Below are 24,238 nucleotides of genomic sequence, written 5' to 3' on the forward strand. Positions count from 1 at the left end.
GAGAAAGTGACGCAGGTAGCGCGGGTCATCCCGGTCCAGCGAGAGGATCACGTAGAAGTCGGCGACCCGGAAGTCCGGGTCGTACGCCGGCTCGCCCGCCACCCAGGCACCCAGCCGCAGGTACCCGCGCAGCAGCGGCGGAACCACGGCCCGGCCGGCCGGTGCCGGGGCGCCGGGGACGGCCGGCCCCGCGACCGGCGGGCTGGCAGCCGGCGGCGACACGACAGGCGGGGCAGCAGGCGGGCCGACCAGAGGCGGGCCGACCACAGGCGGGGCGGCTACCCGCGGCTCGGCGAACCATGGCCGCAGCGGCCGGACCCGCAGCGGCGGCGGGGCCAGGTGCCGGGCCCGGACATGGTCCCAGACGCCGGCGACGAGCCGCCCACCGTCTTCGACCGGGACCGAGGCGCAGCCGCCCAGCCAGCGCGACCCGCGCAGGTGCAGGTAGCGGGTGATGCCGGTCCACATCAGGTTGATCACCGCGCCGGAGCGGTGGTCCGGGTGGACGCAGGACCGGCCGGCCTCCACCAGGACGTCCCGGAGCGGGTCGAGCGCGGTCAGGTCGAACTCGGCCTCCGCGTACCGGCGGGTGGTCCGTCCGGGCGGCAGCAGGCGGTACGTCCCGACCACCTCGTCGGTGCGCTCCTCGCGGACGATCAGGTGGTCGCAGTAGGGATCGAGGTCGTCGGCGTCCAGGCCGGCCGGCCCGGGGCGCAGGGTGGCCCCGAGTTCGGTGGCGAAGACGTCGTGGCGCAGGCGCTGCGCGGCCGCGACCTGGCGGGGGTCGTCGGCGATCGACACGGTGTATCCGCTGGTCGTCAGGGGAACGCCAGCGATGGGCAGAACGGCCATGAGCACTGTGTAGGTGCCCCGGATGCCGCCAGCAGGGACGACCGGTGTCGATCCGGTGAACGCCACCGGGCAGGCTCTCCACCCGCACCCTGGCCGTCTGGCCAGCCGGCCGGACGGCGAGAAGAGAATCCTTCTATACCGCAGGCGTTAACAAGGGGCCCTTCCTTGCACAGCGGGCGGGCGTGCGAGGCTGCGCGGAGGAGGTGCGCGTGATCATCCCCGCGAGATTCAACGGGCCGCCCGGATCAGGCAACGGCGGTTGGTGTGCCGGTGTCTTCGCCGCCGCGTCCGGGCTCGGCGGCGTCGTCGAGGTGACGCTGCGGCAGCCGCCGCCGCTGGAGACCCCGCTGGCCCTCGACGGCGGCGAGGTCCGCGACCCGGACGGCGGGCTGATCGCCCAGGTGCGCGGCGTCGACGAGGTTCCGCAGGTGGTGCCCCCGGTGGACGCCGACACGGCGCGGGCCGCCTCGGCGGCGTACCCGGGGCTGGTGGACCATCCGTTCCCCGGCTGCTTCGTCTGCGGGCCGGACCGGACCGACGGGCTGCGGATCTTCCCCGGCCCGCTGCCGGACGGGCGGACCGCCGCGCCGTTCACCGCCCCGGGCGAGGTGAGCACCGCCACGGTCTGGGCGGCGCTGGACTGCCCCGGGGGCTGGGCCGTGATCGGCCCGGGCCGGCCGTACGTGCTGGGCCGGATCGCCGCCGTGCTGGACGGGCTGCCGTCCCCCGGCGACGAGTGCGTGGTGACCGGCGTGGCCGACGGCACGCGGGGACGCAAGGCGGTGGTCAGGACCAGCCTGTACGCCCCGGACGGCCGGCTGCTGGGCCGGGCCGTGGCCGCCTGGATCGCCCTGTCCGGGGCGTGACAAGCGGCCGGGAGCAGCCCCGCCGCACACCGGCCGGGGACGGCTTCGTCCCTGGGGAGGACCTGCTCCTGCCTGAGATGGAGACGAGCGTAGGTATCGCACCTGATTGACCTGGTTGCGCGGCCTTGCCAGGCTGTGCGACGGCGCGTGCGCAACCGCGCCACACACGTCGGCGCGCTCCGCGCGCCGCGCACGGGAGGAGAGCAATGTCCGACGGGCAGCGAAGCCCCAGAACCGGCGGCGGTCAGATCGTGGTGTCCGGCCTGACAAAGCAGTACAAGAACGTCCGGGCGGTCGACAATCTGTCGTTCACGGTCGAACCGGGGCGGGTCACCGGCTTCCTCGGCCCCAACGGCGCCGGCAAGACCACCACGCTGCGCATGTTGCTGAACCTGGTCACCCCGACCGGCGGCACGGCGACCATCGGCGGCCACCGCTACGCGGACCTGGCCGACCCGCTGCGCCACGTCGGCGCGGTGCTGGAGGCGTCCAGCGCGCACAAGGGCCGCACCGGCCTCAACCATTTGCGCGTGATCTGCGCGGCGGCCGGCCTGCCGAAGTCACGCGCCGACGAGGCGCTGGCCCTGGTCGGGCTCACGCCGGCGGCGAAGCGCAAGTTCAAGGGCTACTCGCTGGGCATGAAGCAGCGCCTCGGCATCGCCGCCGCGATGCTCGGCGATCCCCGGGTGCTTATCCTCGACGAGCCGGCGAACGGGCTCGACCCCGAGGGCATCCGGTGGATGCGCGGCTTCCTCAAGGGGCTGGCCATCGAGGGCCGTACGGTGCTGGTCTCCAGTCACCTGCTGTCGGAGATGCAGTTGCTCGCCGACGACGTGGTGATCATCGCGGCCGGCAAGCTGGTCCGGCAGGGGCCGGTCGAGCAGGTGCTCGGCTCTATGGCGCAGAGCGACGGCCGGGTACGGGTACGCACCCCGCAGGCCGACGAGCTGGTCGCGGCGCTGCGCAAGCAGTCGGCGACGGTGGAGACCGGCGAGCACGGCGTGCTGCTGGTCAGTGGGGCGGACGCCCCGGCCATCGGCAAGGTCGCCCTGGCCGCCGGAGTGGAGCTGCACGAACTGACCCCGGAGCGACCCGACCTGGAGCGGGTCTTCCTGGAGCTGACGGCCGGAAAGGCGGGCATCCGATGAACCTCGTCCGATCCGAGCTGATCAAGATCCGCACCACCAACACGTGGTGGCTGCTGGCCATCGGGGCGTTCCTCTCCATCGTCCTGGCCTTCGCACTGAACGCCTGGATCGCCAGTCAGGCGCTAAGCGGCAATGGCGAGAATGTCGGACTCAACGGTGACGCCGCGTCCCCGGAGGCGCAGGCGGCGAACATCTACACCTCCGGCCAGTACCTCGGCCTGATGTTCGTAATGCTCATTGGCATTCTCATGGTCACCAACGAGTTCTTCCACCAGACCGCGACCACCACCTTCCTGGCCACGCCCCGACGCACCTCGGTGATCGTCAGCAAGCTCCTCGCCGCAAGCACGCTGGGCTTCGCGTTCTGGCTGGTGACCACGCTGATCGACCTGGGCGCGGGTGCGATGTTCCTTGCGCTCAACGACCACGGCACCCAGCTCGGCGAGTGGGAGGTTCAACGGGCGCTGCTACTCAACCTGCTCGCGTACGCGATCTGGACCGTCCTCGGGGTGGGTATCGGCACGCTGATCACCAACCAGCTTGGCGCAGTGATCACGGCCTCCGTCCTATACCTGGTCGGTACTCAGGTAGTGGGCGTGCTCTTCCTGCTACTTGCCAACTGGCTGGACAACATGGCAGTGGTCAAGTGGCAGGTGATCTGGCCCGCTGCCGCGTCCACCATCATGATCAGCGGAGGCGAGTCCGAGATGGCTGCCGCTTGGTGGGTCGGCGCCTTGGTGTTGATGGCGTATGCCCTGACCAGCGGCATCATCGGCGTCCTGATCACGCGCAGGCGAGACATCTCCTGACCGACCCCCAGAGGGCGGTTACCTGCCCCGCCGCGGCGACCCGTCGCGGCGGGGCAGGCCGCCTCCGCTCGGTCGTCAACGCAACACGCAGCGCTGACCGAACTTCTGGCATCTTCTGTGAAACCGACCACGGGCCGGAGCCGGAAATGCCTAGCGTATTCCTACGGCGTAGCCTGGGAGCCGTCCCCGCCCGCCCCCTCAATCGGGGCGACGACGGACACCGCGTGACACACAAACCCGCGTGAAAGAGGCGATTACCGGCCGTGTCGACCCAGCAGACTTCGCAGGAGAACCCACTGGCGGGTTTCGGCCCGAACGAGTGGATCGTCGAGGAGATGTACCAGCGGTACCTCGCCGACCCAAGCAGCGTCGATTCGGCCTGGCACGACTTCTTCGCCGACTACCGTCCGGCACCGGGTGCCGCCACACCGCGCCCGGACGGCCACGGCGCGAAGGGCACGCCGGAGCCTGCCGGGCAGCAGGAGGCCGCCGCCGTCGTCGCCCAGCCGGCCAAGAAGGCCGAGCCGGCCCCCGTCGAGAAGACCCCGGCCGCGCAGCCCGCCGCGCCGAAGCCGGCCGCGTCCGGGACGGAGCAGGCCGCGAGGCCCGCCGCACCGGCCGCGAAGCCCGCCCCGGCCCCGGCCGCCGCGAAGACGGCACCCGCGAAGGCCACGCCGGCCACCAAGGCCGCACCGGCGAAGCCGGCCGTTGCCGGCCCGCAGACCACCCCGCTGCGCGGCGTCGCCGCGAAGATCGTCCAGAACATGGACGCCTCGCTGGGCGTGCCGACCGCGACGAGCGTGCGCGCCGTCCCGGCCAAGCTGCTGGTCGACAACCGGATTGTGATCAACAACCACCTCGCCCGCGGGCGCGGTGGCAAGGTCAGCTTCACCCACCTGATCGGGTACGCGATGGTCCGGGCGCTCGTCGAGCACCCGGAGATGAACAACTCCTTCGCCGAGGTCGACGGCAAGCCGGCGATGGTCCGTCCTGAGCACGTCAACCTGGGCATCGCGATCGACCTGGCCAAGCCCGACGGCAGCCGCAACCTGGTGGTGCCGTCCATCAAGGGCTGCGAGACGATGGACTTCCGGCAGTTCTGGCAGGCGTACGAGGACGTGGTCCGGCGCGCCCGCCGCAACGAACTGACGATGGAGGACTACTCCGGCACCACGATCTCGCTGACCAACCCGGGCGGCATCGGCACGGTGCACTCGATCCCGCGCCTGATGACCGGGCAGAGCGCCATCATCGGCGTGGGCGCGATGGAGTACCCGGCGCCGTACCAGGGGATGAGCGAGGCCACCCTCGCCGAGCTGGCGGTCAGCAAGATCATCACGCTCACCAGCACGTACGACCACCGGATCATCCAGGGCGCGCAGTCCGGCGAGTTCCTCAAGGTCATGCATGAGCTGCTGCTCGGCGAGCACGGCTTCTACGACCAGATCTTCACCTCGCTGCGCATCCCGTACGAGCCGGTGCGCTGGATGCAGGACGTGGCCGTCAACTCCGAGGGCCAGATCAACAAGACCGCGCGGGTGCACGAACTGATCCACGCGTACCGGGTGCGTGGCCACCTGATGGCCGACACCGACCCGCTGGAGTTCAAGATCCGCAAGCACCCGGACCTGGACGTCCTCCAGCACGGGCTGACCCTGTGGGACCTGGACCGGGTCTTCCCGGTCAACGGCTTCGCCGGCCGGCAGCGGATGAAGCTGCGCGACATCCTCGGCGTGCTGCGCGACTCGTACTGCCGCCGGGTCGGCGTGGAGTACATGCACATCCAGGACCCGGAGGAGCGGCGCTGGATCCAGGAGCGGATCGAGCGCAAGTACGAGAAGCCCACCTCCGACGAGCAGAAGCACGTGCTCAACCGGTTGAACGCCGCCGAGGCGTTCGAGACCTTCCTCCAGACCAAGTACGTCGGCCAGAAGCGCTTCTCGCTGGAGGGCGGCGAGTCGCTGATCCCGCTGCTCGGCGAGGTGCTGGAGTCCTCCGCCGAGGCGGGGCTCGACGAGGTCGTCATCGGCATGGCCCACCGGGGCCGGCTCAACGTGCTGGCCAACATCGTCGGCAAGCCGTACGAGAAGATCTTCTCGGAGTTCGAGGGGCACCTCGACCCGCGCTCCACGCAGGGCTCGGGCGACGTGAAGTACCACCTCGGCCAGAACGGCAAGTTCACCACCCCCGACGGCGAGCACTCCGTCAAGGTGTCGGTGGTGGCCAACCCGTCGCACCTGGAGGCCGTCGACCCGGTGCTGGAGGGCATCGTCCGGGCCAAGCAGGACCGGATCGACCTCAAGCTGGAGGGGTACACGGTGCTGCCGCTGGCGGTGCACGGTGACGCCGCCTTCGCCGGGCAGGGTGTGGTCGCCGAGACGCTCAATTTGTCGCAGCTACGCGGTTACCGCACCGGCGGCACGGTGCACGTGGTGGTCAACAACCAGGTCGGCTTCACCACCGCCCCCGAGCACTCCCGCTCCAGCCTCTACAGCACCGACGTGGCCCGGATGATCGAGGCCCCGATCCTGCACGTCAACGGCGACGACCCCGAGGCCGTGGTCCGGGTCGCCCGGCTGGCGTTCGAGTACCGGCAGGCGTTCAACAAGGACGTCGTGATCGACATGGTCTGCTACCGCCGGCGTGGGCACAACGAGGGCGACGACCCGTCGATGTCCAACCCGCAGATGTACAAGATCATCGACTCGAAGCGGTCGGTCCGCAAGCTGTACACCGAGGAGCTGATCGGCCGGGGCGACATCACCGTGGAGGACGCGGAGGAGCTGCTGCGCGACTACCAGGCACAGCTTGAGCGGGTCTTCAAGGCCACCCGGGACGCCGCCTCCGCGCCGAAGCAGGCGGCCCGGCCGCCCCGCGAGGACGAGCCGGAGCCGCAGGTGAAGACCGCCACCAGCGCCGAGGTCGTCAAGGCCGTCGGCGAGGCCCACACCAACCTGCCGGAGGGCTTCACCCCGCACAAGCGGATCCAGCAGCTACTCGACCGGCGGGCGAAGATGTCCGTCGAGGGCAACATCGACTGGGGCTACGGCGAGATCATCGCGTTCGGCTCGCTGCTGCACGACGGGGTCACCGTCCGCCTCGCCGGACAGGACTCCCGCCGGGGCACGTTCGTGCAGCGGCACGCCTCGGTGGTGGACGCGCGCACCGGCGACGACTACCTGCCGCTGAAGTCACTCACCGCCGACGGCGAGCGGTCCCGGTTCTTCGTGCACGACTCGCTGCTTTCCGAGTACGCCGCGATGGGCTTCGAATACGGCTACTCGGTGGAGAACGTCAACGCGCTGGTCTGCTGGGAGGCCCAGTTCGGCGACTTCGTCAACGGCGCGCAGTCGGTGATCGACGAGTTCATCTCCTCCGGCGAGGTGAAGTGGGGCCAGCGCTCCGCCGTCACCCTCCTGCTGCCGCACGGCCACGAGGGCCAGGGCCCGGACCACACCTCCGGCCGCCCGGAGCGGTTCCTCCAGCTCTGCGCCGAGGACAACATGCGGGTGGCCGTCCCGACCACCCCGGCGAACTACTTCCACCTGCTGCGCCGCCAGGCCCTGTCGCCGAAGCGCAAGCCGCTGGTGGTGTTCACGCCGAAGTCGCTGCTGCGGCACAAGCTCTGCGTCTCCGGCGTCGAGGACTTCACCACGGGCACCTTCGCCCCGGTGCTGGCCGACCAGGCGGCCCCGGCCCCGGATCGGGTGAAGCGGGTGCTGCTCTGCTCGGGCAAGGTCTACTACGACCTGTTCCAGGCCCGCGCCGAGCGGGGCGTCACCGACACCGCGATCCTCCGGATGGAGCAGCTCTACCCGCTGCCCGTCGAGGAGATCCGGGCCGCGCTCGCGCAGTACCCGAACGCCGAGGACTTCGCCTGGGTGCAGGAGGAGCCGGCCAACCAGGGCGCGTGGAGCTTCGTCGCGCTCAACCTGTTGGAACACCTCAGCGAGGTCCGGCTGCGTCGCATCTCCCGCCCCGCCGCCGCCGCCCCGGCGGTCGGCTCGGCCAAGATGCACGAGGTCGAGCAGAACAAGCTGATCGAGGCGGCCCTGCCCCGCCCGTGACCTGACCGCACCGCCGCGCACCGGGGCAGCGACCGTCACCGACGGGCCGCTGCCCCGGCTGGCGTCGGCGGACCACCCGGCCCGGCCGCACGGCGGGCCCCGGAACGAGGACGCACCCGATGTACTTCACCGACCGTGGCATCGAGGAACTGGTCGAGCGGCGGGGCGAGGAACAGGTGAGCGTGGAGTGGCTGGGCGAGCGCCTGCGCGACTTCGTGGACCTGAACCCCGAGTTCGAGACGCCGATCGAACGCTTCGCCACCTGGCTCGCCCGCCTCGACGACCCCGACGACGACTGACGACGCCGACGACTGGCACCCCTGCCCGCCCGGGTCCAAGGACCCGGGCGGGCAGGGGTGCGATCTTGTAGCGTGGGGGCGTGGCCCGGAGCGTGTATCTGACCAGCGTCGGTTCCGGCGGGGGCAAGTCGACGATCGCACTCGGCCTCGCCGAGCTGCTCTCCCGGCAGGTCGAGCGGATCGGCGCGTTCCGGCCGCTGGTCCCCGCGACCGGCACCGACCCCATCCTCGCCCTGCTCACCGAGCGGTACCGGATGGACCTGCCGACGGCCGACCTGTCCGGCACCACGTACGCACAGGCGAGCGCGCTGGTCGCCGACGGCCGGCGGGAGGAACTGATCTCCCGGATCGTCGAGCGGTACCGGGACGTCGAACGGCGCTGCCCGGCGGTGGTCGTGGTGGGCAGCGACTTCGCCGACGGCGGGGACGGGACGGGCCCCCGCGAGCTGGCGTTCAACGCCCGGCTGGCCATCGAGTTCGGCAGCGTGGTGGTGCCCGTGGTCGACGGCATCGGGCAGGGGCCGGAGGCGATCGCGGCGGCGACGCGCGGGGCGTACCACGATCTGGTGGACCTGGGCGCGACGGTGCTGGCGGTGATCGCCAACCGGGTGCCGGGGCCGATGACGCTGCCCGACCTGCCCGTCCCCGCGTACGCGATCCCGGAGGTGCCGACCGTGTCGGCGCCGACGGTGGCCGAGGTGGCGGCGGCGCTCGGCGCGACCCTGCTCTCCGGCGACGACGCCGCGCTCGGCCGGGACGTGCTCGACTTCGTCGTCGGCGCGGCGCACGTGCCGACCCTGCTGGACCACCTGACCGAGGGCGCGCTGGTGATCACCCCGGGCGACCGGGCGGACCTGCTGGTGGCGGCGAGCGCCGCGCACGTGGCCGGCCAGGTCTCCGTCGCCGGGCTGGTGCTCACCCTCGGCGAGCAGCCCGACCCGAGGGCGATGCGTCTGGTTGAGGGGCTCAACACCGGGCTCGCGGTGCTCTCGGTGCCCAGCGACAGCTACGACACGGTGGCCGCGTCCAGCCGGATCGAGGGCCGGCCCAGCGTGGCCCACCCGCGCAAGGTCGAGGCCGCGCTCGGCGCGTTCGAGAGCTGCGTCGACACCGTCGACCTGGCCCGTCGGCTGCGGGTCAGCCGCTCCGAGCGGGTCACCCCACTGATGTTCGAGTACGACCTGATCGACCGGGCCCGGGCCACCCGCCGCCGCCTGGTGCTGCCCGAGGGGGCCGAGGAGCGGATCCTGCGCGCCACGGAGATCCTGCTGCGCCGGGGCGTGGCCGAACTGACCCTGCTCGGCCGCCCCGACGACATCGCCCGGCGCACCCGGGAACTGGGCATCGACATCGCCGGCGCGTCTGTCGTCGACCCGGCGGGCAGCCCGTGGCGCGACGAGTTCGCCGAGGCGTACGCGAAGCTGCGCGCCCACCGGGGCATGACCGCCGAGCTGGCCCACGACATCGTGGCCCAGCCGAACTACTTCGGCACGATGATGGTGCACACCGGGCACGCCGACGGGATGGTTTCCGGGGCCACCCACACCACCGCCGCCACCATCCGCCCCGCCTTCGAGATCATCCGCACGGTGCCGGGGGTCTCGGTGGCCTCCAGCGTCTTCTTCATGTTGCTCGCCGACCGGGTGCTCGTCTACGGCGACTGCGCCGTCAACCCCGACCCGGACGCCGCCCAACTCGCCGACATCGCCATCTCCTCGGCCGACACCGCCGCCCGGTTCGGCATCGAGCCCCGGGTGGCGATGTTGTCGTACTCGACCGGGGACTCGGGAACCGGGGCCGATGTGGAGAAGGTCGCCGCCGCCACCCGGCTGGTCCGCGAGCGGCGGCCGGAGCTGCTGGTCGAGGGCCCGATCCAGTACGACGCGGCGATCGACCCGAGGGTCGCGGTCACCAAGCTGCCCGACAGCGCGGTCGCCGGGCGGGCGACGGTGTTCATCTTCCCGGACCTGAACACGGGCAACAACACCTACAAGGCGGTGCAGCGCTCGGCCGGGGCGGTGGCCGTGGGTCCGGTGATGCAGGGCCTACGCCGCCCGGTCAACGACCTGTCCCGGGGCGCGACCGTCCCGGACATCGTCAGCACCGTCGCCATCACCGCCGTCCAGGCCGCCGGGGAGTCGTCATGAGTCGGGTGCTCGTCCTCAACTGCGGTTCGTCGTCGGTGAAGTACCGGCTCTACGACGGCGAGGAGGTCCTTCGAAAGGGCACCGTCGAGCGGGTCGGCGAGCCGGGCGGCGGGCCGGCCGACCACGAGACGGCGGTCCGGGAGATCCTCGACGGGCTCGACCAGCTCGATCCGACCGGGCTGACCGCCGTCGGGCACCGGGTGGTGCACGGCGGGCGGCGCTTCGCCGAGCCGGTGCTGGTCGACGACGCCGTGTTCGCGGCGATCGAGGAGCTGGTCCCGCTCGCGCCGCTGCACAACCCCGCCAACCTCGCCGGCATCCGGGTAGCCCGCGAGGCGCTGCCCGGGGTGCCGCAGGTCGCCGTCTTCGACACCGCGTTCCACCACACCCTGCCCGAGGCCGCCGCCACCTACGCGATCGACCGGGACACCGCCCGGCGGTACGACATCCGCCGGTACGGCTTCCACGGCACCTCCCACGCGTACGTCTCCCGACGCACGGCGGAGCTGCTGGGCCGGCCGTACGCGGAGCTGAACACGATCACCCTGCACCTGGGCAACGGCGCGAGCGCCTGCGCGGTCGCCGGCGGGCGCAGCGTGGCCACCTCGATGGGGATGTCCCCGCTGGAGGGCCTCGTGATGGGCACCCGCAGCGGCGACCTCGACCCGACGGTCATCTTCCACCTGCGCCGCGAGGCCGGCATGGGCGTCGACGAGATCGACGACCTGCTCAACCACCGCAGCGGCCTGCTCGGTCTCGCCGGGGTCAACGACATGCGCGAGGTGCTGGCCCGCCGCGACGCCGGGGACCCGGCCGCCACGCTCGCCCTCGACGTCTACACCCGCCGGATCACCGGCTACGTCGGGGCGTACTACGCCCTGCTCGGCCGGGTGGACGCGGTCACCTTCACCGCCGGGGTGGGCGAGCACGCGGCCGGCGTCCGGGCCGCCGCGCTGGCCGGCCTGGGACGGCTCGGCATCGCCGTCGACCCAGCGCGCAACGACGGCGACGGCGATCGGGTGATCTCCCCGGCGGGCGCGGAGGTCGCCGTCTGCGTGATCGGCACCGACGAGGAGCGTGAGATCGCCCGCGAGGCCCGCACCGTGGCCGAGGCCGCCACGGCGGACTGGGGCGGCCCGGCGGGACGCAGACCGTAGGCGGCGGACTCGATGCGGCGCAGACCGCTGCCGGCGGACCCTACGCGGCGCAGACCGTCACGGCAGGTGCGCAAGGCCGCCGGCAGGCCGCCGGCCGCTCAGCTCAGCGCCAGCCAGGCGACGGCGGCCACCAGCAGCACCACGGCCACCGCGATGCCGGCGACCAGCGGGGCCCGGGACGCCGGGGCGGCCTTGGCGGCGGCCTCCGGCGAGTGGGCGAAGGCCCGGAACTGCTCGGTGTTGCCGCTCGGATCCACGTACTTGTCAGACATGGCCAGACCCTAGCCAAGGCGGTCCACCCCGCACGTCCCCGCGCGGCCGACGCGCCGCAGGACCGCCGGATCGGCGGAGCCGCCTCGGCCGGGTGGCGTGGCCAGCGGTCCGGACGGCGGGGCCGCCGGGCACGCCGGGCCGCCTACCGTGAAGGCGTGCAGGTACGCCGGCTGGTCGCCGCGATGATGACGGCGCTGCTGGCCGGCTGCGGCACGGCCACGGCCGCCCCGGCGTCGGCCCCGGCGGCCGGCGCTGCCCCGGCGACGGCGTACCCGGTCGGGGTGCGCACCTTCACCCTCGACCCGGGCGGCGCGCGCCCGCTGCCGGTGACCGTCTGGTATCCGGCCACCCCGGACGGGGTCGCCCCCGGCCGCTTCCCCGTCGTCGTGTTCAGCCACGGGCTGGACAGCCTTCCCGCCCTGCACGCCCCGCTGACCCGCCGGTGGGCCGCCGCCGGTTTCGTGGTCGCCGCGCCGGCGTACCCGCACACCCGGCGCGGGGCTACCCGGTTCACCCGCGCCGACGTACGCCACCAGCCGGCCGACGGGTGGCGGCTGATCCGGCACCTGGTGCGCCTCGACGCCCGCCGGGGCGACCCGCTCGCCGGTCACCTGGACGTCGCCCGGTTCGCCGCCGCCGGCCACTCGGCGGGCGGCTTCACCACCGCCGGGATGCTCACCTCCGGGCACTCGCCCCGGCTGCGGGCGGGCATCGTGATCGCCGGGGGCGGCCTGGCCGGTGCGTTCGCCGGGCCGGCCGCGCCGGTGCTGTTCGTGCACGGCGACGCCGACCCGATCGTCGGGGTGGCCGTCGGCCGGGCCGCGTACGCCCGCACGCCCGGAGCGGCCGCGTTCCTCACCGTCACGGCGGGCGACCACGGGACGTACCTGGTCCCCGGCCGCCCCGGCTTCGCCCAGGTCCTCGCCACGACGACGGACTTCCTGCGCTGGTCCCTGTACGGCGACCCGGCCGCGCTGCGCCGCCTCCCCGCCGACGCCACCCACCCCACCCACACCACCTGGGCTTGCAAGGAAGGGCCCCCTGTTAACGCTTTTTGTATAGGAAGGGCCCCTTCCTAACACCCGGCAAGTCCTGACACCCGGCAAGCTGACCGGGCTAACTGGTCGATCACGGCTGCCGGCCGACGTGCAGCTCGAACTCGTTCGCGACGACGTCGACGCCCGCAGGCCCGACCCCGACGCCCCGGGTGATCACGCCCTGACTTGCGGTGCGGTGCCGGCCGGCGGCACCCGGCCCGCGAGGCACAATCGGATTCATGCGCCGCCGCCGTGCCATCCCCCTGCTGACCGCCGCCCTGCTCACCGCCGGCCTGGTCGGGTGCTCGGGTGGCACGGAGCCCACCTGGCGCGAGGCCACACCGGGACAGCCGCCGAAGGCGACCACCCCGGCTGCGCGCGTACCCGCCGGCAGCGCGCCGAGCGAGAGCTTTGCCGTCGGCGTACGCCAGCTCAAGCTCAACCGCGACGGCGACCGCCCGCTGCCGGTGACCGTCTGGTACCCGGCCCGGGGCACGGCCGGCGGGACGCCGCAGCGGTCCGCGACCGCCGCGACCGGCCGCTTCCCCGTGGTGATGTTCAGCCACGGCCTGAACGGGCGGCCCGAGGACTACGCCACCCTGCTCACCCACTGGGCGGCGGCCGGCTTCGTGGTGGCCGCGCCGGCCTTCCCGCACACCGCCCGGGGCACCGACACCAACGTGCTGGACGTGCTGAACCAGCCGGCCGACGTGTCGTACGCGCTGACCCGGGTGCTCGCCCTGGACGCGAAGGCGGGCGACCCGCTGCGCGGCCGGCTCGCCACCGACCGGGTGGCGGCGGCTGGGCACTCGGCCGGCGGGGTGACCACGATCGGCCTGTTCACGGCCGGCCGGGACGAGCGGCTGGACGCCGGGGTGGTCTTCGCCGGCACCGGCCTGGGCGTGGGCACCGCGTTCGCGGGGGCCGCCGCCCCGCAGTTGTTCGTGCACGGCGAGGCCGACGAGGTGGTCGACTACGCCTCGGGCAGGGCCGCGTACGACAAGGTGCCCTGGCCCAAGGCGATGCTCAGCCTACCGAAGGGCGACCACGGGCGGGCCCTGCTCACCGACGGCGCCGCCCTGCGGGTCGTCTCGGGCACCTGCGTCGAGTTCCTGCGCTGGACGCTGTACGGGGACCCGGCGGCGAAGCGCCGGCTGCCGGACGAGGCCACCCGCGGCGGCCTGGCCACCCTCGACGACCGGCTGTGAGGAGGGACCGGCAGGAGGGGCCCCTGTTGACGCTTCCGGTAGTTGACGCTTCCGGTACAGGAAGGGCCTCTCCTAACAGCTAAGGGCCTCTCCTAACAGCTACCAGCGCCGGACAACAGCCGCTCACGCGGTGTGGTCGATGACGATCTTGCCGAAGGCCGCGCCGGAGTGCAGCCGGGCGAACGCCTCCTCGATCCGGCTGAACGGCACCACGCTGTCCACCACCGGGCGCACCTCGTACTCGGCGCAGAACGCCAGCAACTCGGTCAGCTCGTCCGGGGTACCCATCGAGGTGCCGAGGATCTCCAGTTGCATGGCGAAGACCCGCCGCAGGTTGATCTTCGGTTCGTACCCGGCGGTCGCCCCGGAGACCACGATCCGCGCCATCGGCGCGGCCGACTTCAGGGAGTGTTCGAAGGTTACCGCGCCGACCGTCTCGATCACCACGTCGACCCGCTCGGGCAGCCGGGCGCCGGGCTCCAGCGCGGTCGCCCCCAGCTCCGTGATGCGCTCCCGCTTGCCGGCGTCGCGGCTGGTCGCGTACACCCGCTTGCCGAGCGCGACGGCGAGCGCGACGGCCGCCGTCGCGACGCCGCCGCCCGCACCCTGGACCAGCACGGCATCGGCCTCGTCGACCCGGCCCTTGGTGGTCAGCATCCGCCACGCGGTGAGCCAGGCGGTGGGCAGGCAGGCGGCGTCCGTCGCGGACACGCCGGCTGGCAGGGGCAGCAGGTTCATTCGGGGTACGGCCACCCGCTCGGCGAAGGTGCCGGGGAAGTGCTCGGAGAGGATGGATATCCCGCGCGGGTCGCCCGGGTCGACGACCAGCGGGAAGACCAACACCTCGGTGCCGTCCGGGGCCGTCCCGACGGCGTCGCAGCCGAGGATCATCGGCAGCCGGTCCGCGCCGAGGCCGACGCCGCGCAGCGACCACAGGTCGTGGTGGTTGATCGAGCTGGCCAGCACCCGCACGGTCACCCAGTCGTCCTCGGGGTGGGTCGGCTCGGGCTGCTCGCCGACGGTCAGCGCGGCGAGCGGGTTGTCGGCGTCGAAACTCGTGGCGAAGGCGGCACGCATGATCCGCACCGTAACAAGGACCGGGGGTGTTAAGAAGGGACCCCTGCTATACCGAATGCGTTAACAGGGGGCCCTGCTTGCACGTCAGGCGCGGGCGACGCCGTCGCGGCGGGCGGCCTCGGCGACGGCCTCGGCGACCGCGGGGGCGACCCGCGGGTCCAGCGGGGACGGCACGATCGCGTCGGCGGTCAGCGCCTCGGCCACCACTGCGGCGATCGCGTCGGCGGCGGCCACCTTCATCCCGTCGGTGATCCGGGTCGCCCGGGCGTCCAGCGCGCCCCGGAACACGCCGGGGAAGGCCAGCACGTTGTTGATCTGGTTGGGGTAGTCGCTGCGGCCGGTGGCGACGACAGCGACGTGCCGGGCGGCGACCTCGGGGTGCACCTCGGGCGTCGGGTTGGCCAGGGCGAAGACGATCCCGCCAGGGGCCATCCCGGCCACCGCCGCCTCGGGGATCTGGCCGCCGGAGACGCCGACGAGCACGTCGGCGTCGCGCAGCGCCTCGGTGATGTCGCCGGAGCGGCCCTCGGCGTTGGTGTCCGCCGCGAGGTCAGCCTTGGTGCCGGTGAGGTCGCCACGGTGCCGGCCGATGATCCCCTTCGAGTCGCAGACCACCACCCGGGCCGGGTCGACGCCCCCGGCGATCAGCATCCGGGTGACCGCCACCCCGGCCGCTCCCGCGCCGCTGACCGCCACCCGCAGGTCGCCGAGCTTGCGCTGGAGCAGGGTGGCCGCGTTACGCAGCGCGGCGAGCACGACGATCGCCGTGCCGTGCTGGTCGTCGTGGAAGACGGGGATGGACAGCGCCTCGTCGAGCCGGCGCTCCACCTCGAAGCAGCGCGGCGCGCTGATGTCCTCCAGGTTGATCCCGCCGAACGAGGGGGCGAGGGCCTTCACCACGGCCACGATCTCGTCGACGTCCTGGGTGTCCAGGCAGACCGGCACGGCGTCCACGCCGCCGAACTGCTTGAACAGCACCGCCTTGCCCTCCATCACCGGCAGCGCCGCGCGCGGGCCGATGTTGCCCAGCCCCAGTACGGCCGACCCGTCGGTGACGACGGCGACGGTGTGCCCCGCCCAGGTGTAGTCGTCGGCCAGCGCCGGGTCGACGGCGATCGCCTCGCACACCCGCGCCACCCCCGGGGTGTACGCGAGGGAGAGGTCCTCCCGGCTGGTCAGCGGGACGGTGGAGGCGACGGCCATCTTGCCGCCGACGTGCAGTTGGAAGACGGGATCAGCGGGGTCCACGATGGACGAAGACATGGTGACTCCAGGATCTGTCGGGCAGACGAGGCGACCGGCGCGGGCGCAAGGTGAGGCGGCCAGCGGCGGTGGCACGGTGCGGGGGTCACCCGGACACCTGCAGAGCATAGTGTCGGCGGCACAGCGAGATGTGAGTAGGGTCATACCCGCGGGTAGCCGCAGGGGCGGCGCAGGCGACCCGGCCGGGGCCAGTAGCGGGCGATCACGCGGCCCCGCACGTCGGCCACGCCGTACGCCCGGGAGTCGTCGGTGACCAGGTCGTTGTCCCCGCGTACCCACCAGCCGCCGGCTGCGGGGCGGACCGCGCGCTTGACCACGAGCAGGTCCGGGCGGCTGCGGAAGACCGCGACCACGATGTCGCCCGGTCGGATCGGGCGGCCCCCGCGCCGGACCAGTAGGGCGTCGCCGTGGCGCAGGGTGGGTGCCATGGACGGGCCGGTCACCAGTACGGCGGTGAGCGGTCCCCGCAGCCGGTCGGCGGCTCGGGGGTCGTCGGCGGGCACCGGTTTCACCTCCGCCCCGCTCGGGGAGCATCTCCAGGGAGTAATGTCGTCTTGGATCATCGCAAACTTCCCATGGAGGATCCCGATGCGACTTCCGCGCATCCTCGTGCCGAGCGTCACCGTCAGCGCCCACTGCGACCTGCCCTGCGGCGTCTACGACCCGGCCCAGGCCCGGATCGAAGCCGAGTCGGTCAAGGCAATCGCCGAGAAGTACCAGGCGAACACCGACCCCGAGTTCCGCACCCGGGCGCTGATCATCAAGGAGCAGCGCGCCGAGTTGGTCAAGCACCACCTTTGGGTGCTCTGGACGGACTACTTCAAGCCGGCGCACTTCGAGAAGTACCCGAACCTGCACACCCTGTTCAACGAGGCCACCAAGCTTGCTGGCGCCAGTGGCGCCAAGGGCAGCGTCGACCCGGCCAGGGCCGACGAGCTGCTCCAGAAGATCGACGAGATCTCGAAGATCTTCTGGGAGACCAAGCAGGCGTGACCCCCGGGTCCACACCAACGGTACGGCCGGCGCGTCCCGAGGACGCGCCGGCCGTCGTCGCCATGGTGCACGAACTGGCCGAGTACGAGCGGGCCGCCGACCAGTGCCACCTGACCACCGGGCAGCTCACCGGGGCCCTGTTCGGTCCGGCGCCCGCGCTCTTCGGTCACGTGGCCGTCGACGAGGCCGACCGGCCGCTCGGCTTCGCGCTGTGGTTTCTCAACTTCTCCACCTGGGCCGGCGTGCACGGCATCTACCTGGAGGACCTCTACGTCCGGCCCGAGGCGCGGGGCACCGGCGCCGGCCGGCAACTGCTGGCCACCCTGGCCGCGATCTGTGTGGAGCGGGGCTACCGGCGGCTCGACTGGTCAATGATCCACTGGAATCCGGCCGCCCGGTTCTACGCCTCGATCGGCGCGTCCCTGATGGAGGAGTGGGTGCCGTACCGGCTGACCGGGCCGGCCCTGACCGCCCTCGCGGCGCAGGCGGGCGGCCCGGCGAGCGCCACGCCCACGCGTCCGTCGGCCTGACGGGGTAGAGTCCCCCACCGGGGGGATGAGGCGTGACTCAACTGACCGGCCAGCCAGCGACAGACGACGACATCGTGCACCTCACGGTGCCCGCCGACGGCGGCTACCTCGGTGTGCTCCGCACCGCCACGGCCGGCCTCGCCGCCCGTCTCCAATTCGCCCTCGACGAGATCGAGGATCTGCGGATCGCCGTGGACGAGGCGTGCGCGATGCTCCTCGCGATCGCCACCCGCGACGCCGAGCTGGAGTGCCGGTTCCAGGTGACCGAGGACGCGCTGACCGTCGAGGTGACCGTGCCGACCGTGCGCGGGGCGACGCTGCCCGCCGAGTCGTCCTTCGCCTGGAAGGTGCTGACGGCGCTCACCACCGCCGCCTCGGCGAACGCCTCGAACGGCCGGGCCACCATCTCGCTGCTCACCCGCCGCGCCTCCGGCTACTGACCACCACCGAGCCGGGCGTCGCCGCTCGGGTCAGGACAGGCCGAGGGCCCGGGTGGTGGGCGGGCTGACGAGCAGTGCGCTGACGCCGAGGCCGAGCGCCATCAGCGGCACGCCGAGCCAACCCAGGCCGCCCTGGATCATGTACCAGCCGACCGGCAGCAGCATGAGCTGTAGGACGATCGCCGGGGCGCGGGCCCCGGCCCGGTGTCGGTCGAGCGCACCGCCGAGCGCCCAGAGGGCGACCGCGCCGCCGAGGGCGAACGCGGTCACCAGCAGCGCCGACGGCAGATCGGTGGTGGTGGCGGTGAGGTCGGCCCAGACCAGCCACACGGCGACCAGGCCGAGGGCGGCCGCCTCCGCCCGGAGCAACCGGACCGCCCAGCGCAGCGTGGTCGGCTTCCGGTCCGAGTCGATGGTCACGCGCGACACGATACCGGGGACGGGTCGCGGTACAGTGCCGCCCATGCGGGCCGTCCTGGTGGTCAATCCGAAGGCCACCACCACCAGCGAGCGCAGCCGGGACGTCCTGGTCCGGGCGCTGCGCAGCGAAGTCGACCTGTCGGTGCGGTACACCCGCCGGCGGGGCCACGCCACGGACCTCGCCCGGGAGGCGGCCGAGGAGGGCGTCGACCTGGTGGTGACGCTCGGTGGCGACGGCACGGTGAACGAGGTGGTCAACGGCCTGATGACGGCCGAGCCGCCGACCATCCGCACCGGGGGTAGTCCCGCCGAGCGGCTGCCGGCGCTGGCCACCGTCCCCGGCGGCTCCACCAACGTGTTCGCCCGCGCGCTCGGCCTGCCCCGGGAGTGGCCGGAGGGCACCAGCATGATCCTGGAGGGGCTGCGGCTAGGGCGGTCCCGGACGATCGGGCTGGGCCGGGCCGACGACCGTTACTTCACCTTCTGCGCCGGCTTCGGCATCGACGCGGCGGTCATCCACCGGGTGGAGCAGGCCCGCCGGCGCGGCCGGGTCGCCACACCGGCGCTCTACCTCCGCTCGACGGTCAACCAGTACTTCCTCGGCTCGGAGCGCCGCCACTCGACGATCTCGCTGGAGCGGCCCGGCGAGACGCCCGAGGGCGAACTGTCGACGGTCATCATCCAGAACACCGCGCCCTGGACGTACCTGGGCGAGCGGGAGGTCAACCCGAATCCGGCGGCATCCTTCGACCTCGGGCTCGACGTACTCGCCATGCGACAGCTCCGCGTGGCCAGCACCGCACGCACGGTGACCCAGTTCTTCTCCCGGACGCCCGACCCTCGGGGGCGCCAGGTGCTGCGGCTGCACGACCTGGCCGAGTTCACCCTGGCCGCGAGCCACCCTCAGGCTTTCCAGCTCGACGGGGACTATCTTGGGGAGCGGGAGAAAGTTAGATTCGCATCCGTTCCGGCCGCACTGAGAGTAATCTGCTAGGTCTCGGGTACAGCCCTTGGTCGAGCGCGGTCCCCACACCGCAGTCGATGCGGTGGCCGCCACGCCGAGGGCGAGGTGCCGGAAATGTCAGCAATGTTCCACAGACTGTACTATATTGATCCTCGACTGTGGTACGCCGGGTAACCAGGACTCCCTGCAAACCGGACAAAGGGGTCGTGAGCTTGCTCACCGCTTGGAGTTTTTCTAGGCGTCACCCTTGACATCGCGTGAGTTCGTGAAAGTATTCACAAGCGAACTTGAGTTACCGGGACATTGCCTGGACATGCTCATTGTGTTGAGCTGTTCCAGCAGGTCCCAGTGGCTACCAGAGCCTGCTCACGCAGCGCCGAATTGATGGACGCGAACCGTGACCATCGGCGTGCGGACGCATAAAGGAAAAGCACCAAAAGCAAAATCTGCCACCCATCCAGAATGAGGAGTGTTGCCGCCATGGACTGGCGTCACCATGCTGTCTGCCGCGACGAGGACCCGGAGCTGTTCTTCCCGATCGGGACGTCCGGTCCGGCTCTCCTGCAGGTCGAGCAGGCCAAGGCCGTCTGCCGGCGCTGCTCCGTGACCGACCAGTGCCTCCAGTGGGCGCTTGAGTCCGGTCAGGACGCTGGCGTCTGGGGCGGGATGAGCGAGGAGGAGCGGCGCGCCGTCAAGCGTCGCGGTGGCCTCCGGGTGCTGCGCGCTCACTCCGCCTGACCCAACGCATCGCACCACAGCTCCACGCCCCGACAGGGCAACACCTGTCGGGGCGTTCTGCTGTTCCCCCTCAGCACCGCGCCTTTTCAGCCCACCGCCGAGCCGTCGCACCGACCGCGAGTCGTAGCCGTCCGCTCACGTCGCCGACGCGGCGTCCGCCCGACGCAGCACCAGATCGGCCAGTTCCGGGGCGTCGGTGAGCGGCCCGGACACCGTCACCGCGCCGGCCGCCCGCGCCCCCGCCAGCACGGCGTCGTGGAAGAGTCCCGGGGCCAGGAAGTACGCCGACACGACCACCCGCCGGGCACCCGCCGCGCGCAGCCGCGACACCGCCGCGGCCACGCCCGGCGGAGCCGCCGAGGCGTACGACACCCGGCAGGGCACCCCGAGTTCCGCGCCGAGCGCCGCCGCGACCCGCCCCACCGAGCCACGCGCCCGGGGGTCCCGGGTGCCCGCGGCGGCGAGCACCAGCGCGTCGAACCGGCCCGGCTCCGCCTCCGCCAGCCGCCTCCGCAACCCGGCCAGCAGCGCGCCGTCGACCACGCCGTCGGCCGGGCCGAGCACGTCGGAGACGCGTACGTCGATCGGTGGCCCCGACTCCCGGGCCGCCGCGACCGCCTCCGGGACGTCCACCCGCCGGTGGTACGCGGCGGTCAGCAGCAGCGGCACCAGCACCGCCCGGGGATGCCCGGCCGCCGCCAGCGACCGCAGCACCTCCGTCGGCCCCGGGGCCGTGTGATCCAGCCAACTCGCCGACACGGCGACGCCGGGGCGGGCGGCGCAGACCGCCCGGGCCAGCGCCCGGGTCGCCTCCGCCGCCCGGGGATCCCGGCTGCCGTGCGCCACCAGGACCACCGGATCGCCGGCCGCGAGCGCCGACGCCGGGGCCCCGGACACGGTCAGAGGTGCAGGCCGCACTCGGTCTTCTCAAACATCGCCCAGCGGCCGGCCCGGGGGTCCTCCCCCGCCCTCGTCGGGCGGGTGCAGGGCCAGCAGCCGATCGAACCGTAGCCGCGCTTGAACAACTCGTTGACCGGGATGTCGTGCCGGGCGACGTAGGCGTCCACGTCGGCCTGCTTCCAGGCGGCGATCGGGTTCACCTTCACCTTGCCCCGGCGGGCGTCGAAGGTCACCACCGGCGTGTTGGCCCGGGTCGGCGACTCGTCGCGGCGCAGCCCGGCGGCCCAGGCGTCGTACCCGGCCAACGCCCGCTCCAGCGGCTCGACCTTGCGCAGCTGGCAGCAGTCGTCCGGGGACCGGTTGAACAGCCGGGGACCGTACTCGCCGTCCTGCTGGCCCACGGTGAGCCGGGGCCGGATCGACCGGACGTTGACGGGCAGCCGGCGGGCCACCTCGTCGCGGACCCGCAGCGTCTCCGGGAAGTGCAGGCCGGTGTCGAGGAAGACCACGTCCACCCCGGGCGCGACCCGGGAAACCAGGTGGGCCAGCACGGCGTCCGCCATCGAGCTGGTCACGCAGAACCGGTCACCGAACGTCTCGGCCGCCCAGCGCGCGATCTCCAGCGCCGGCGCGCCCTCCAACTCCCGCCCGGCCCGCTCGGCCAGCTCCCGCAGCTCCTGCGGGCCGCGCCGGGCCGGGTCGGCGGGCGTGGGGCCGTCGGGGCCGACCAGCCCCAGGGTGGCCGCCGAGACCAGGGCGCTCATCGGGTCACCGCCCGGGTCAGCAGGCCGGTGAACTTCACCGTGAACACCCGGGCGCAGGCGTGGCACTCCCATGCGCCGTGCCCGGCCTCGCTCGGCCCGCAGGTCCTCCTCGCCGCAGTACGGGCAGTACAACGGTGCCGATCGGGTCTCACTCATCGTGTCGCCTCGCTTCGCTTCGCGTCACGACGAGACTCGCTGAGCCTGCCGGATCGCTCGCTTCGCTCGCTCATCGCAGCTCCTCCTCGTCCACCCTGATCACCCAGTTGGCGAAAGTCTCACCCTCGGTCCGGCTCGCCAGGTAGCGGCGGGCGAGCCGTTCCACGTACTCCGGAAGCTCGTCGGCGGTGGTCTTCAGGCCGCGCAGCTTGCGGCCGAAGCCGGCGGTCTGCCCCTGCGCCATGCCCAGGCCGCCGCCCAGGTGCACCTGGAAGCCCTCGACCTGTCGGCCATCGGGGCCGACCACGAGCTGCCCCTTGAGGCCGATGTCCGCGACCTGGGTGCGGGCGCAGGCGTTCGGGCAGCCGTTGAGGTGGATGGAGATGTCCGCGTCGAAGTCGCGCAGCCGCTCCTCCAGCCTGGCCACCAGCTCCTCGCCGCGCGCCTTGGTCTCGACGATGGCCAGCTTGCAGAACTCGATTCCGGTGCAGGCCATGGTGCCGCGCCGCCAGGCCGATGGCCGGGCCTCCAGGCCGATCGCGCTCAGCTCGGCCACCAGCGAGTTGGTCCGCTCCGGGGGCACGTCCAGGACCAGCAGCTTTTGGTACGGGGTGAGCCGCACCCGGTCGCTGCCGTGCGCCTCGACCACGTCGGCGAGCCGGGCGAGCTGCGAGCCGGAGACCCGGCCCACCACCGGGGCGGCCCCGACGTAGGCGCGCCCGTCGCGCTGGCGGTGCACCCCGATGTGGTCGACCGGCTTGTCGGGCAGCGCCGGGGCGGGCCCGTCGAGCAGCGTGCGGCCCAGGTACTCCTTCTCCAGCACCTCGCGGAACTTCTCCACGCCCCAGTCGGCGACGAGGAACTTCAGCCGGGCCCGGCTGCGCAGCCGGCGGTAGCCGTAGTCGCGGAAGATGCCGACGACGCCCGCCCAGACGTCCGGGACCTCGGCCAGCGGCACCCAGACGCCGAGCCGCTTGGCCAGCATCGGGTTGGTGGAGAGGCCGCCGCCGACCCAGACGTCGAAGCCGGGGCCGTGCTCCGGGTGGTCGACGCCCAAGAAGGCGATGTCGTTCGCCTCGTACGGGGTGTCCACCAGCCACGAGATCGACGTCTTGAACTTGCGGGGCAGGTTGGAGAACCGCTTGTCTCCGACGTACCGGCGGACGATCTCGTCGAGCGCCGGGGTCGGGTCGAGCAGCTCGGCCTCGGCCACCCCGGCGACGGGGCTGCCGAGCACGATGCGCGGGCAGTCGCCGCACGCCTCGGTGGTCTGCAGGCCGACCGCCTCCAGCCGACGCCAGATCTCCGGCATGTCCTCGACCCGGATCCAGTGGTACTGGATGTTCTGCCGGTCGGTGATGTCGGCGGTGTCCCGGGCGAACTCCCGGGAGATGTCCGCGACCACCCGGAGCTGGGCCAGGGTGAGCTGACCGCCGTCCACCCGGACGCGGAGCATGAAGAACTCGTCCTCCAGCTCGTGCGGCTCCAGCACTGCGGTACGTCCGCCGTCGATGCCGGCCCTGCGCTGGGTGTAGAGGCCCCACCAGCGGAACCGGCCGCGCAGGTCCTGCGGGTCGATCGAGGCGAACCCGCGGTGGGCGTAGATGTTCTCGATCCGGGCCCGGACGTTCAGCGGGTCGTCGTCCTTCTTGATCCGCTCGTTGGCGTTGAGCGGCTCGCGGTGGCCGAGCGCCCACTGACCCTCGCCACGGGGGCGGCGGGGTGCCCGCGCGACGGGTGCCGTGGGTGCCTCGGGTCGGGCCGGGGTGCTGCTGACCGCCATCGCGGCGTCCTCCGTTGTCTGCTGTGCCTCTGGACGCGGGCGCGCGGCCGGCCCGTGGGACGGGCCGTGGACTACGGTGTCGGACGGCCGGCGCGACTACGCGCCCGAGACGGATTGGTCGGGCGTCGTCAGTGGGCCGGACAGATGGCGCTGCGCACGCGGCCGTAGTCGACGTGGCGACGGGCCACGAAGCGACGGACGACAGCGGCAAGCATGCGACCATGCTCCCACACCCGCCGTGGACCTACCAATGGCCGCGGGTGTGATCCCACATCACGGGCCACCGATGCGCTCCGGGGCCGGGATAAGTGTCCGAACAGGGAAAGGTTCCCTCCCGGGTGCGGGAG

The 24,238-nt window shown here is 72.7% G+C and carries 24 protein-coding genes; 14 read left to right on the forward strand and 10 right to left on the reverse strand.

Annotated elements, in window-relative coordinates:
- On the reverse strand, positions 1–852 hold an 852-nt coding region (locus MCAG_RS09645; RefSeq protein ID WP_007072775.1), incomplete at its 3' end, for a GNAT family N-acetyltransferase.
- Positions 853–1,061: 209 nt separating this feature from the next.
- On the opposite strand from MCAG_RS09645, the gene MCAG_RS09650 reads away from it, so the two are divergent.
- The 7 genes from MCAG_RS09650 to MCAG_RS09680 all read left to right on the forward strand — a co-directional run bounded on the left by MCAG_RS09650 (position 1,062) and on the right by MCAG_RS09680 (position 11,345).
- Positions 1,062–1,718, forward strand: coding sequence for a hypothetical protein (locus MCAG_RS09650; RefSeq protein ID WP_036372986.1), 657 nt, complete (start codon positions 1,062–1,064; stop codon positions 1,716–1,718).
- A 206-nt stretch (positions 1,719–1,924) separates the two neighbouring features.
- On the forward strand, positions 1,925–2,866 hold the full coding sequence (locus MCAG_RS09655; RefSeq protein ID WP_007072777.1) for an ATP-binding cassette domain-containing protein: 942 nt from the start codon (positions 1,925–1,927) through the stop codon (positions 2,864–2,866).
- Positions 2,863–3,675, forward strand: a complete 813-nt coding sequence (locus MCAG_RS09660) for an ABC transporter permease (protein ID WP_007072778.1) — start codon at positions 2,863–2,865, stop codon at positions 3,673–3,675. The genes MCAG_RS09655 and MCAG_RS09660 overlap by 4 nt, the downstream gene beginning before the upstream one ends.
- Before the next feature lie 263 nt (positions 3,676–3,938).
- The gene (locus MCAG_RS09665) at positions 3,939–7,742 is read left to right on the forward strand and encodes a multifunctional oxoglutarate decarboxylase/oxoglutarate dehydrogenase thiamine pyrophosphate-binding subunit/dihydrolipoyllysine-residue succinyltransferase subunit (protein ID WP_007072779.1); all 3,804 of its coding nucleotides are present in this window, start codon (positions 3,939–3,941) and stop codon (positions 7,740–7,742) included.
- A 119-nt stretch (positions 7,743–7,861) separates the two neighbouring features.
- Positions 7,862–8,041, forward strand: a complete 180-nt coding sequence (locus tag MCAG_RS09670; protein WP_007072780.1) for a DUF6104 family protein — start codon at positions 7,862–7,864, stop codon at positions 8,039–8,041.
- Positions 8,042–8,121: 80 nt separating this feature from the next.
- Entirely contained in the window at positions 8,122–10,188 is a 2,067-nt protein-coding gene (pta, locus tag MCAG_RS09675) for a phosphate acetyltransferase (protein WP_007072781.1), read from the forward strand.
- Complete coding sequence (locus MCAG_RS09680) at positions 10,185–11,345, forward strand: acetate/propionate family kinase (RefSeq protein ID WP_007072782.1); 1,161 nt, start codon at positions 10,185–10,187, stop codon at positions 11,343–11,345. Before pta ends, MCAG_RS09680 begins: the two co-directional genes overlap by 4 nt.
- A 98-nt stretch (positions 11,346–11,443) precedes the next feature.
- On the opposite strand, the gene MCAG_RS33570 is transcribed toward MCAG_RS09680, so the two are convergent.
- Positions 11,444–11,617, reverse strand: coding sequence for a hypothetical protein (locus MCAG_RS33570; RefSeq protein WP_007072784.1), 174 nt, complete (start codon positions 11,615–11,617; stop codon positions 11,444–11,446).
- 156 nt (positions 11,618–11,773) lie between these two features.
- Between MCAG_RS33570 and MCAG_RS09685 the strand changes: the two genes are divergently transcribed.
- Positions 11,774–12,697 (forward strand): alpha/beta hydrolase, encoded by a 924-nt coding sequence (locus MCAG_RS09685; protein WP_050777922.1) that lies wholly within the window; start codon positions 11,774–11,776, stop codon positions 12,695–12,697.
- Between the two features lie 49 nt (positions 12,698–12,746).
- Here the strand turns inward: MCAG_RS09685 and MCAG_RS32375 are convergent, their stop codons facing one another.
- Positions 12,747–12,896 carry a hypothetical protein gene (locus tag MCAG_RS32375; RefSeq protein WP_157547974.1) on the reverse strand — a complete coding sequence of 50 codons (150 nt, stop codon included), beginning with the start codon at positions 12,894–12,896 and terminating at the stop codon, positions 12,747–12,749.
- Between MCAG_RS32375 and MCAG_RS09690 the strand changes: the two genes are divergently transcribed.
- Positions 12,895–13,863: a chlorophyllase gene (locus MCAG_RS09690; protein ID WP_036372988.1), complete on the forward strand. Its 969-nt coding sequence runs from the start codon at positions 12,895–12,897 to the stop codon at positions 13,861–13,863. The two genes, MCAG_RS32375 and MCAG_RS09690, sit on opposite strands and share 2 nt — an antisense overlap.
- A gap of 123 nt (positions 13,864–13,986) precedes the next feature.
- On the opposite strand, the gene MCAG_RS09695 is transcribed toward MCAG_RS09690, so the two are convergent.
- The 3 genes from MCAG_RS09695 to MCAG_RS09705 all read right to left on the reverse strand — a co-directional run bounded on the left by MCAG_RS09695 (position 13,987) and on the right by MCAG_RS09705 (position 16,766).
- Positions 13,987–14,949, reverse strand: a complete 963-nt coding sequence (locus MCAG_RS09695; RefSeq protein WP_007072786.1) for a Zn-dependent alcohol dehydrogenase — start codon at positions 14,947–14,949, stop codon at positions 13,987–13,989.
- Between the two features lie 75 nt (positions 14,950–15,024).
- Complete coding sequence (locus MCAG_RS09700) at positions 15,025–16,203, reverse strand: NADP-dependent malic enzyme (RefSeq protein ID WP_007072787.1); 1,179 nt, start codon at positions 16,201–16,203, stop codon at positions 15,025–15,027.
- 140 nt (positions 16,204–16,343) lie between these two features.
- Positions 16,344–16,766, reverse strand: coding sequence for a S24/S26 family peptidase (locus tag MCAG_RS09705; RefSeq protein ID WP_036372991.1), 423 nt, complete (start codon positions 16,764–16,766; stop codon positions 16,344–16,346).
- Positions 16,767–16,791: 25 nt separating this feature from the next.
- On the opposite strand from MCAG_RS09705, the gene sodN reads away from it, so the two are divergent.
- Genes sodN through MCAG_RS09720 form a run of 3 tightly spaced genes read left to right on the forward strand, consistent with a single transcriptional unit; the run spans position 16,792 to position 18,166 of the window.
- Entirely contained in the window at positions 16,792–17,196 is a 405-nt protein-coding gene (sodN, locus tag MCAG_RS09710; RefSeq protein WP_007072789.1) for a superoxide dismutase, Ni, read from the forward strand.
- Positions 17,193–17,726, forward strand: a complete 534-nt coding sequence (locus tag MCAG_RS09715) for a GNAT family N-acetyltransferase (protein ID WP_007072790.1) — start codon at positions 17,193–17,195, stop codon at positions 17,724–17,726. The genes sodN and MCAG_RS09715 overlap by 4 nt, the downstream gene beginning before the upstream one ends.
- Before the next feature lie 32 nt (positions 17,727–17,758).
- Positions 17,759–18,166, forward strand: coding sequence for an ATP-binding protein (locus tag MCAG_RS09720; protein WP_007072791.1), 408 nt, complete (start codon positions 17,759–17,761; stop codon positions 18,164–18,166).
- A gap of 30 nt (positions 18,167–18,196) precedes the next feature.
- Here MCAG_RS09720 and MCAG_RS09725 read toward each other — a convergent pair whose 3' ends face one another.
- On the reverse strand, positions 18,197–18,586 hold the full coding sequence (locus MCAG_RS09725; protein WP_007072792.1) for a hypothetical protein: 390 nt from the start codon (positions 18,584–18,586) through the stop codon (positions 18,197–18,199).
- A gap of 43 nt (positions 18,587–18,629) precedes the next feature.
- Here MCAG_RS09725 and MCAG_RS09730 point away from each other — a divergent pair, with 43 nt between their 5' ends.
- Entirely contained in the window at positions 18,630–19,580 is a 951-nt protein-coding gene (locus MCAG_RS09730) for a diacylglycerol kinase family protein (protein WP_036372993.1), read from the forward strand.
- 450 nt (positions 19,581–20,030) lie between these two features.
- Positions 20,031–20,288, forward strand: a complete 258-nt coding sequence (locus MCAG_RS09735) for a WhiB family transcriptional regulator (protein WP_007072794.1) — start codon at positions 20,031–20,033, stop codon at positions 20,286–20,288.
- A gap of 135 nt (positions 20,289–20,423) precedes the next feature.
- Here MCAG_RS09735 and MCAG_RS09740 read toward each other — a convergent pair whose 3' ends face one another.
- From MCAG_RS09740 to MCAG_RS09750, 3 genes are all read right to left on the reverse strand, one after another.
- Positions 20,424–21,206, reverse strand: coding sequence for a sirohydrochlorin chelatase (locus tag MCAG_RS09740; RefSeq protein ID WP_007072795.1), 783 nt, complete (start codon positions 21,204–21,206; stop codon positions 20,424–20,426).
- Complete coding sequence (locus tag MCAG_RS09745; protein WP_007072796.1) at positions 21,188–21,952, reverse strand: phosphoadenylyl-sulfate reductase; 765 nt, start codon at positions 21,950–21,952, stop codon at positions 21,188–21,190. The genes MCAG_RS09740 and MCAG_RS09745 overlap by 19 nt, the downstream gene beginning before the upstream one ends.
- Before the next feature lie 226 nt (positions 21,953–22,178).
- Positions 22,179–23,891: a nitrite/sulfite reductase gene (locus MCAG_RS09750; RefSeq protein WP_007072797.1), complete on the reverse strand. Its 1,713-nt coding sequence runs from the start codon at positions 23,889–23,891 to the stop codon at positions 22,179–22,181.
- Between the last annotated feature and the right edge of the window lie 347 nt (positions 23,892–24,238).

The organism is Micromonospora sp. ATCC 39149 (genome assembly GCF_000158815.1).
Taxonomy (GTDB): Bacteria; Actinomycetota; Actinomycetes; order Mycobacteriales; family Micromonosporaceae; genus Micromonospora.

Bases quoted from the DNA above. Each gene is read 5' to 3' on its own strand.
- MCAG_RS09670 (WP_007072780.1), top strand. From the start codon at position 7,862: ATGTACTTCACCGACCGTGGCATCGAGGAACTGGTCGAGCGGCGGGGC.
- MCAG_RS32375 (WP_157547974.1), bottom strand. From the start codon at position 12,896: ATGAATCCGATTGTGCCTCGCGGGCCGGGTGCCGCCGGCCGGCACCGC.
- MCAG_RS09745 (WP_007072796.1), bottom strand. From the start codon at position 21,952: ATGAGCGCCCTGGTCTCGGCGGCCACCCTGGGGCTGGTCGGCCCCGAC.
- MCAG_RS09730 (WP_036372993.1), top strand. From the start codon at position 18,630: ATGCGGGCCGTCCTGGTGGTCAATCCGAAGGCCACCACCACCAGCGAG.
- MCAG_RS09680 (WP_007072782.1), top strand. From the start codon at position 10,185: ATGAGTCGGGTGCTCGTCCTCAACTGCGGTTCGTCGTCGGTGAAGTAC.
- MCAG_RS09700 (WP_007072787.1), bottom strand. From the start codon at position 16,203: ATGTCTTCGTCCATCGTGGACCCCGCTGATCCCGTCTTCCAACTGCAC.
- MCAG_RS33570 (WP_007072784.1), bottom strand. From the start codon at position 11,617: ATGTCTGACAAGTACGTGGATCCGAGCGGCAACACCGAGCAGTTCCGG.
- MCAG_RS09655 (WP_007072777.1), top strand. From the start codon at position 1,925: ATGTCCGACGGGCAGCGAAGCCCCAGAACCGGCGGCGGTCAGATCGTG.
- MCAG_RS09705 (WP_036372991.1), bottom strand. From the start codon at position 16,766: ATGATCCAAGACGACATTACTCCCTGGAGATGCTCCCCGAGCGGGGCG.
- MCAG_RS09735 (WP_007072794.1), top strand. From the start codon at position 20,031: ATGGACTGGCGTCACCATGCTGTCTGCCGCGACGAGGACCCGGAGCTG.
- MCAG_RS09750 (WP_007072797.1), bottom strand. From the start codon at position 23,891: ATGGCGGTCAGCAGCACCCCGGCCCGACCCGAGGCACCCACGGCACCC.
- MCAG_RS09690 (WP_036372988.1), top strand. From the start codon at position 12,895: ATGCGCCGCCGCCGTGCCATCCCCCTGCTGACCGCCGCCCTGCTCACC.
- MCAG_RS09660 (WP_007072778.1), top strand. From the start codon at position 2,863: ATGAACCTCGTCCGATCCGAGCTGATCAAGATCCGCACCACCAACACG.
- sodN (WP_007072789.1), top strand. From the start codon at position 16,792: ATGCGACTTCCGCGCATCCTCGTGCCGAGCGTCACCGTCAGCGCCCAC.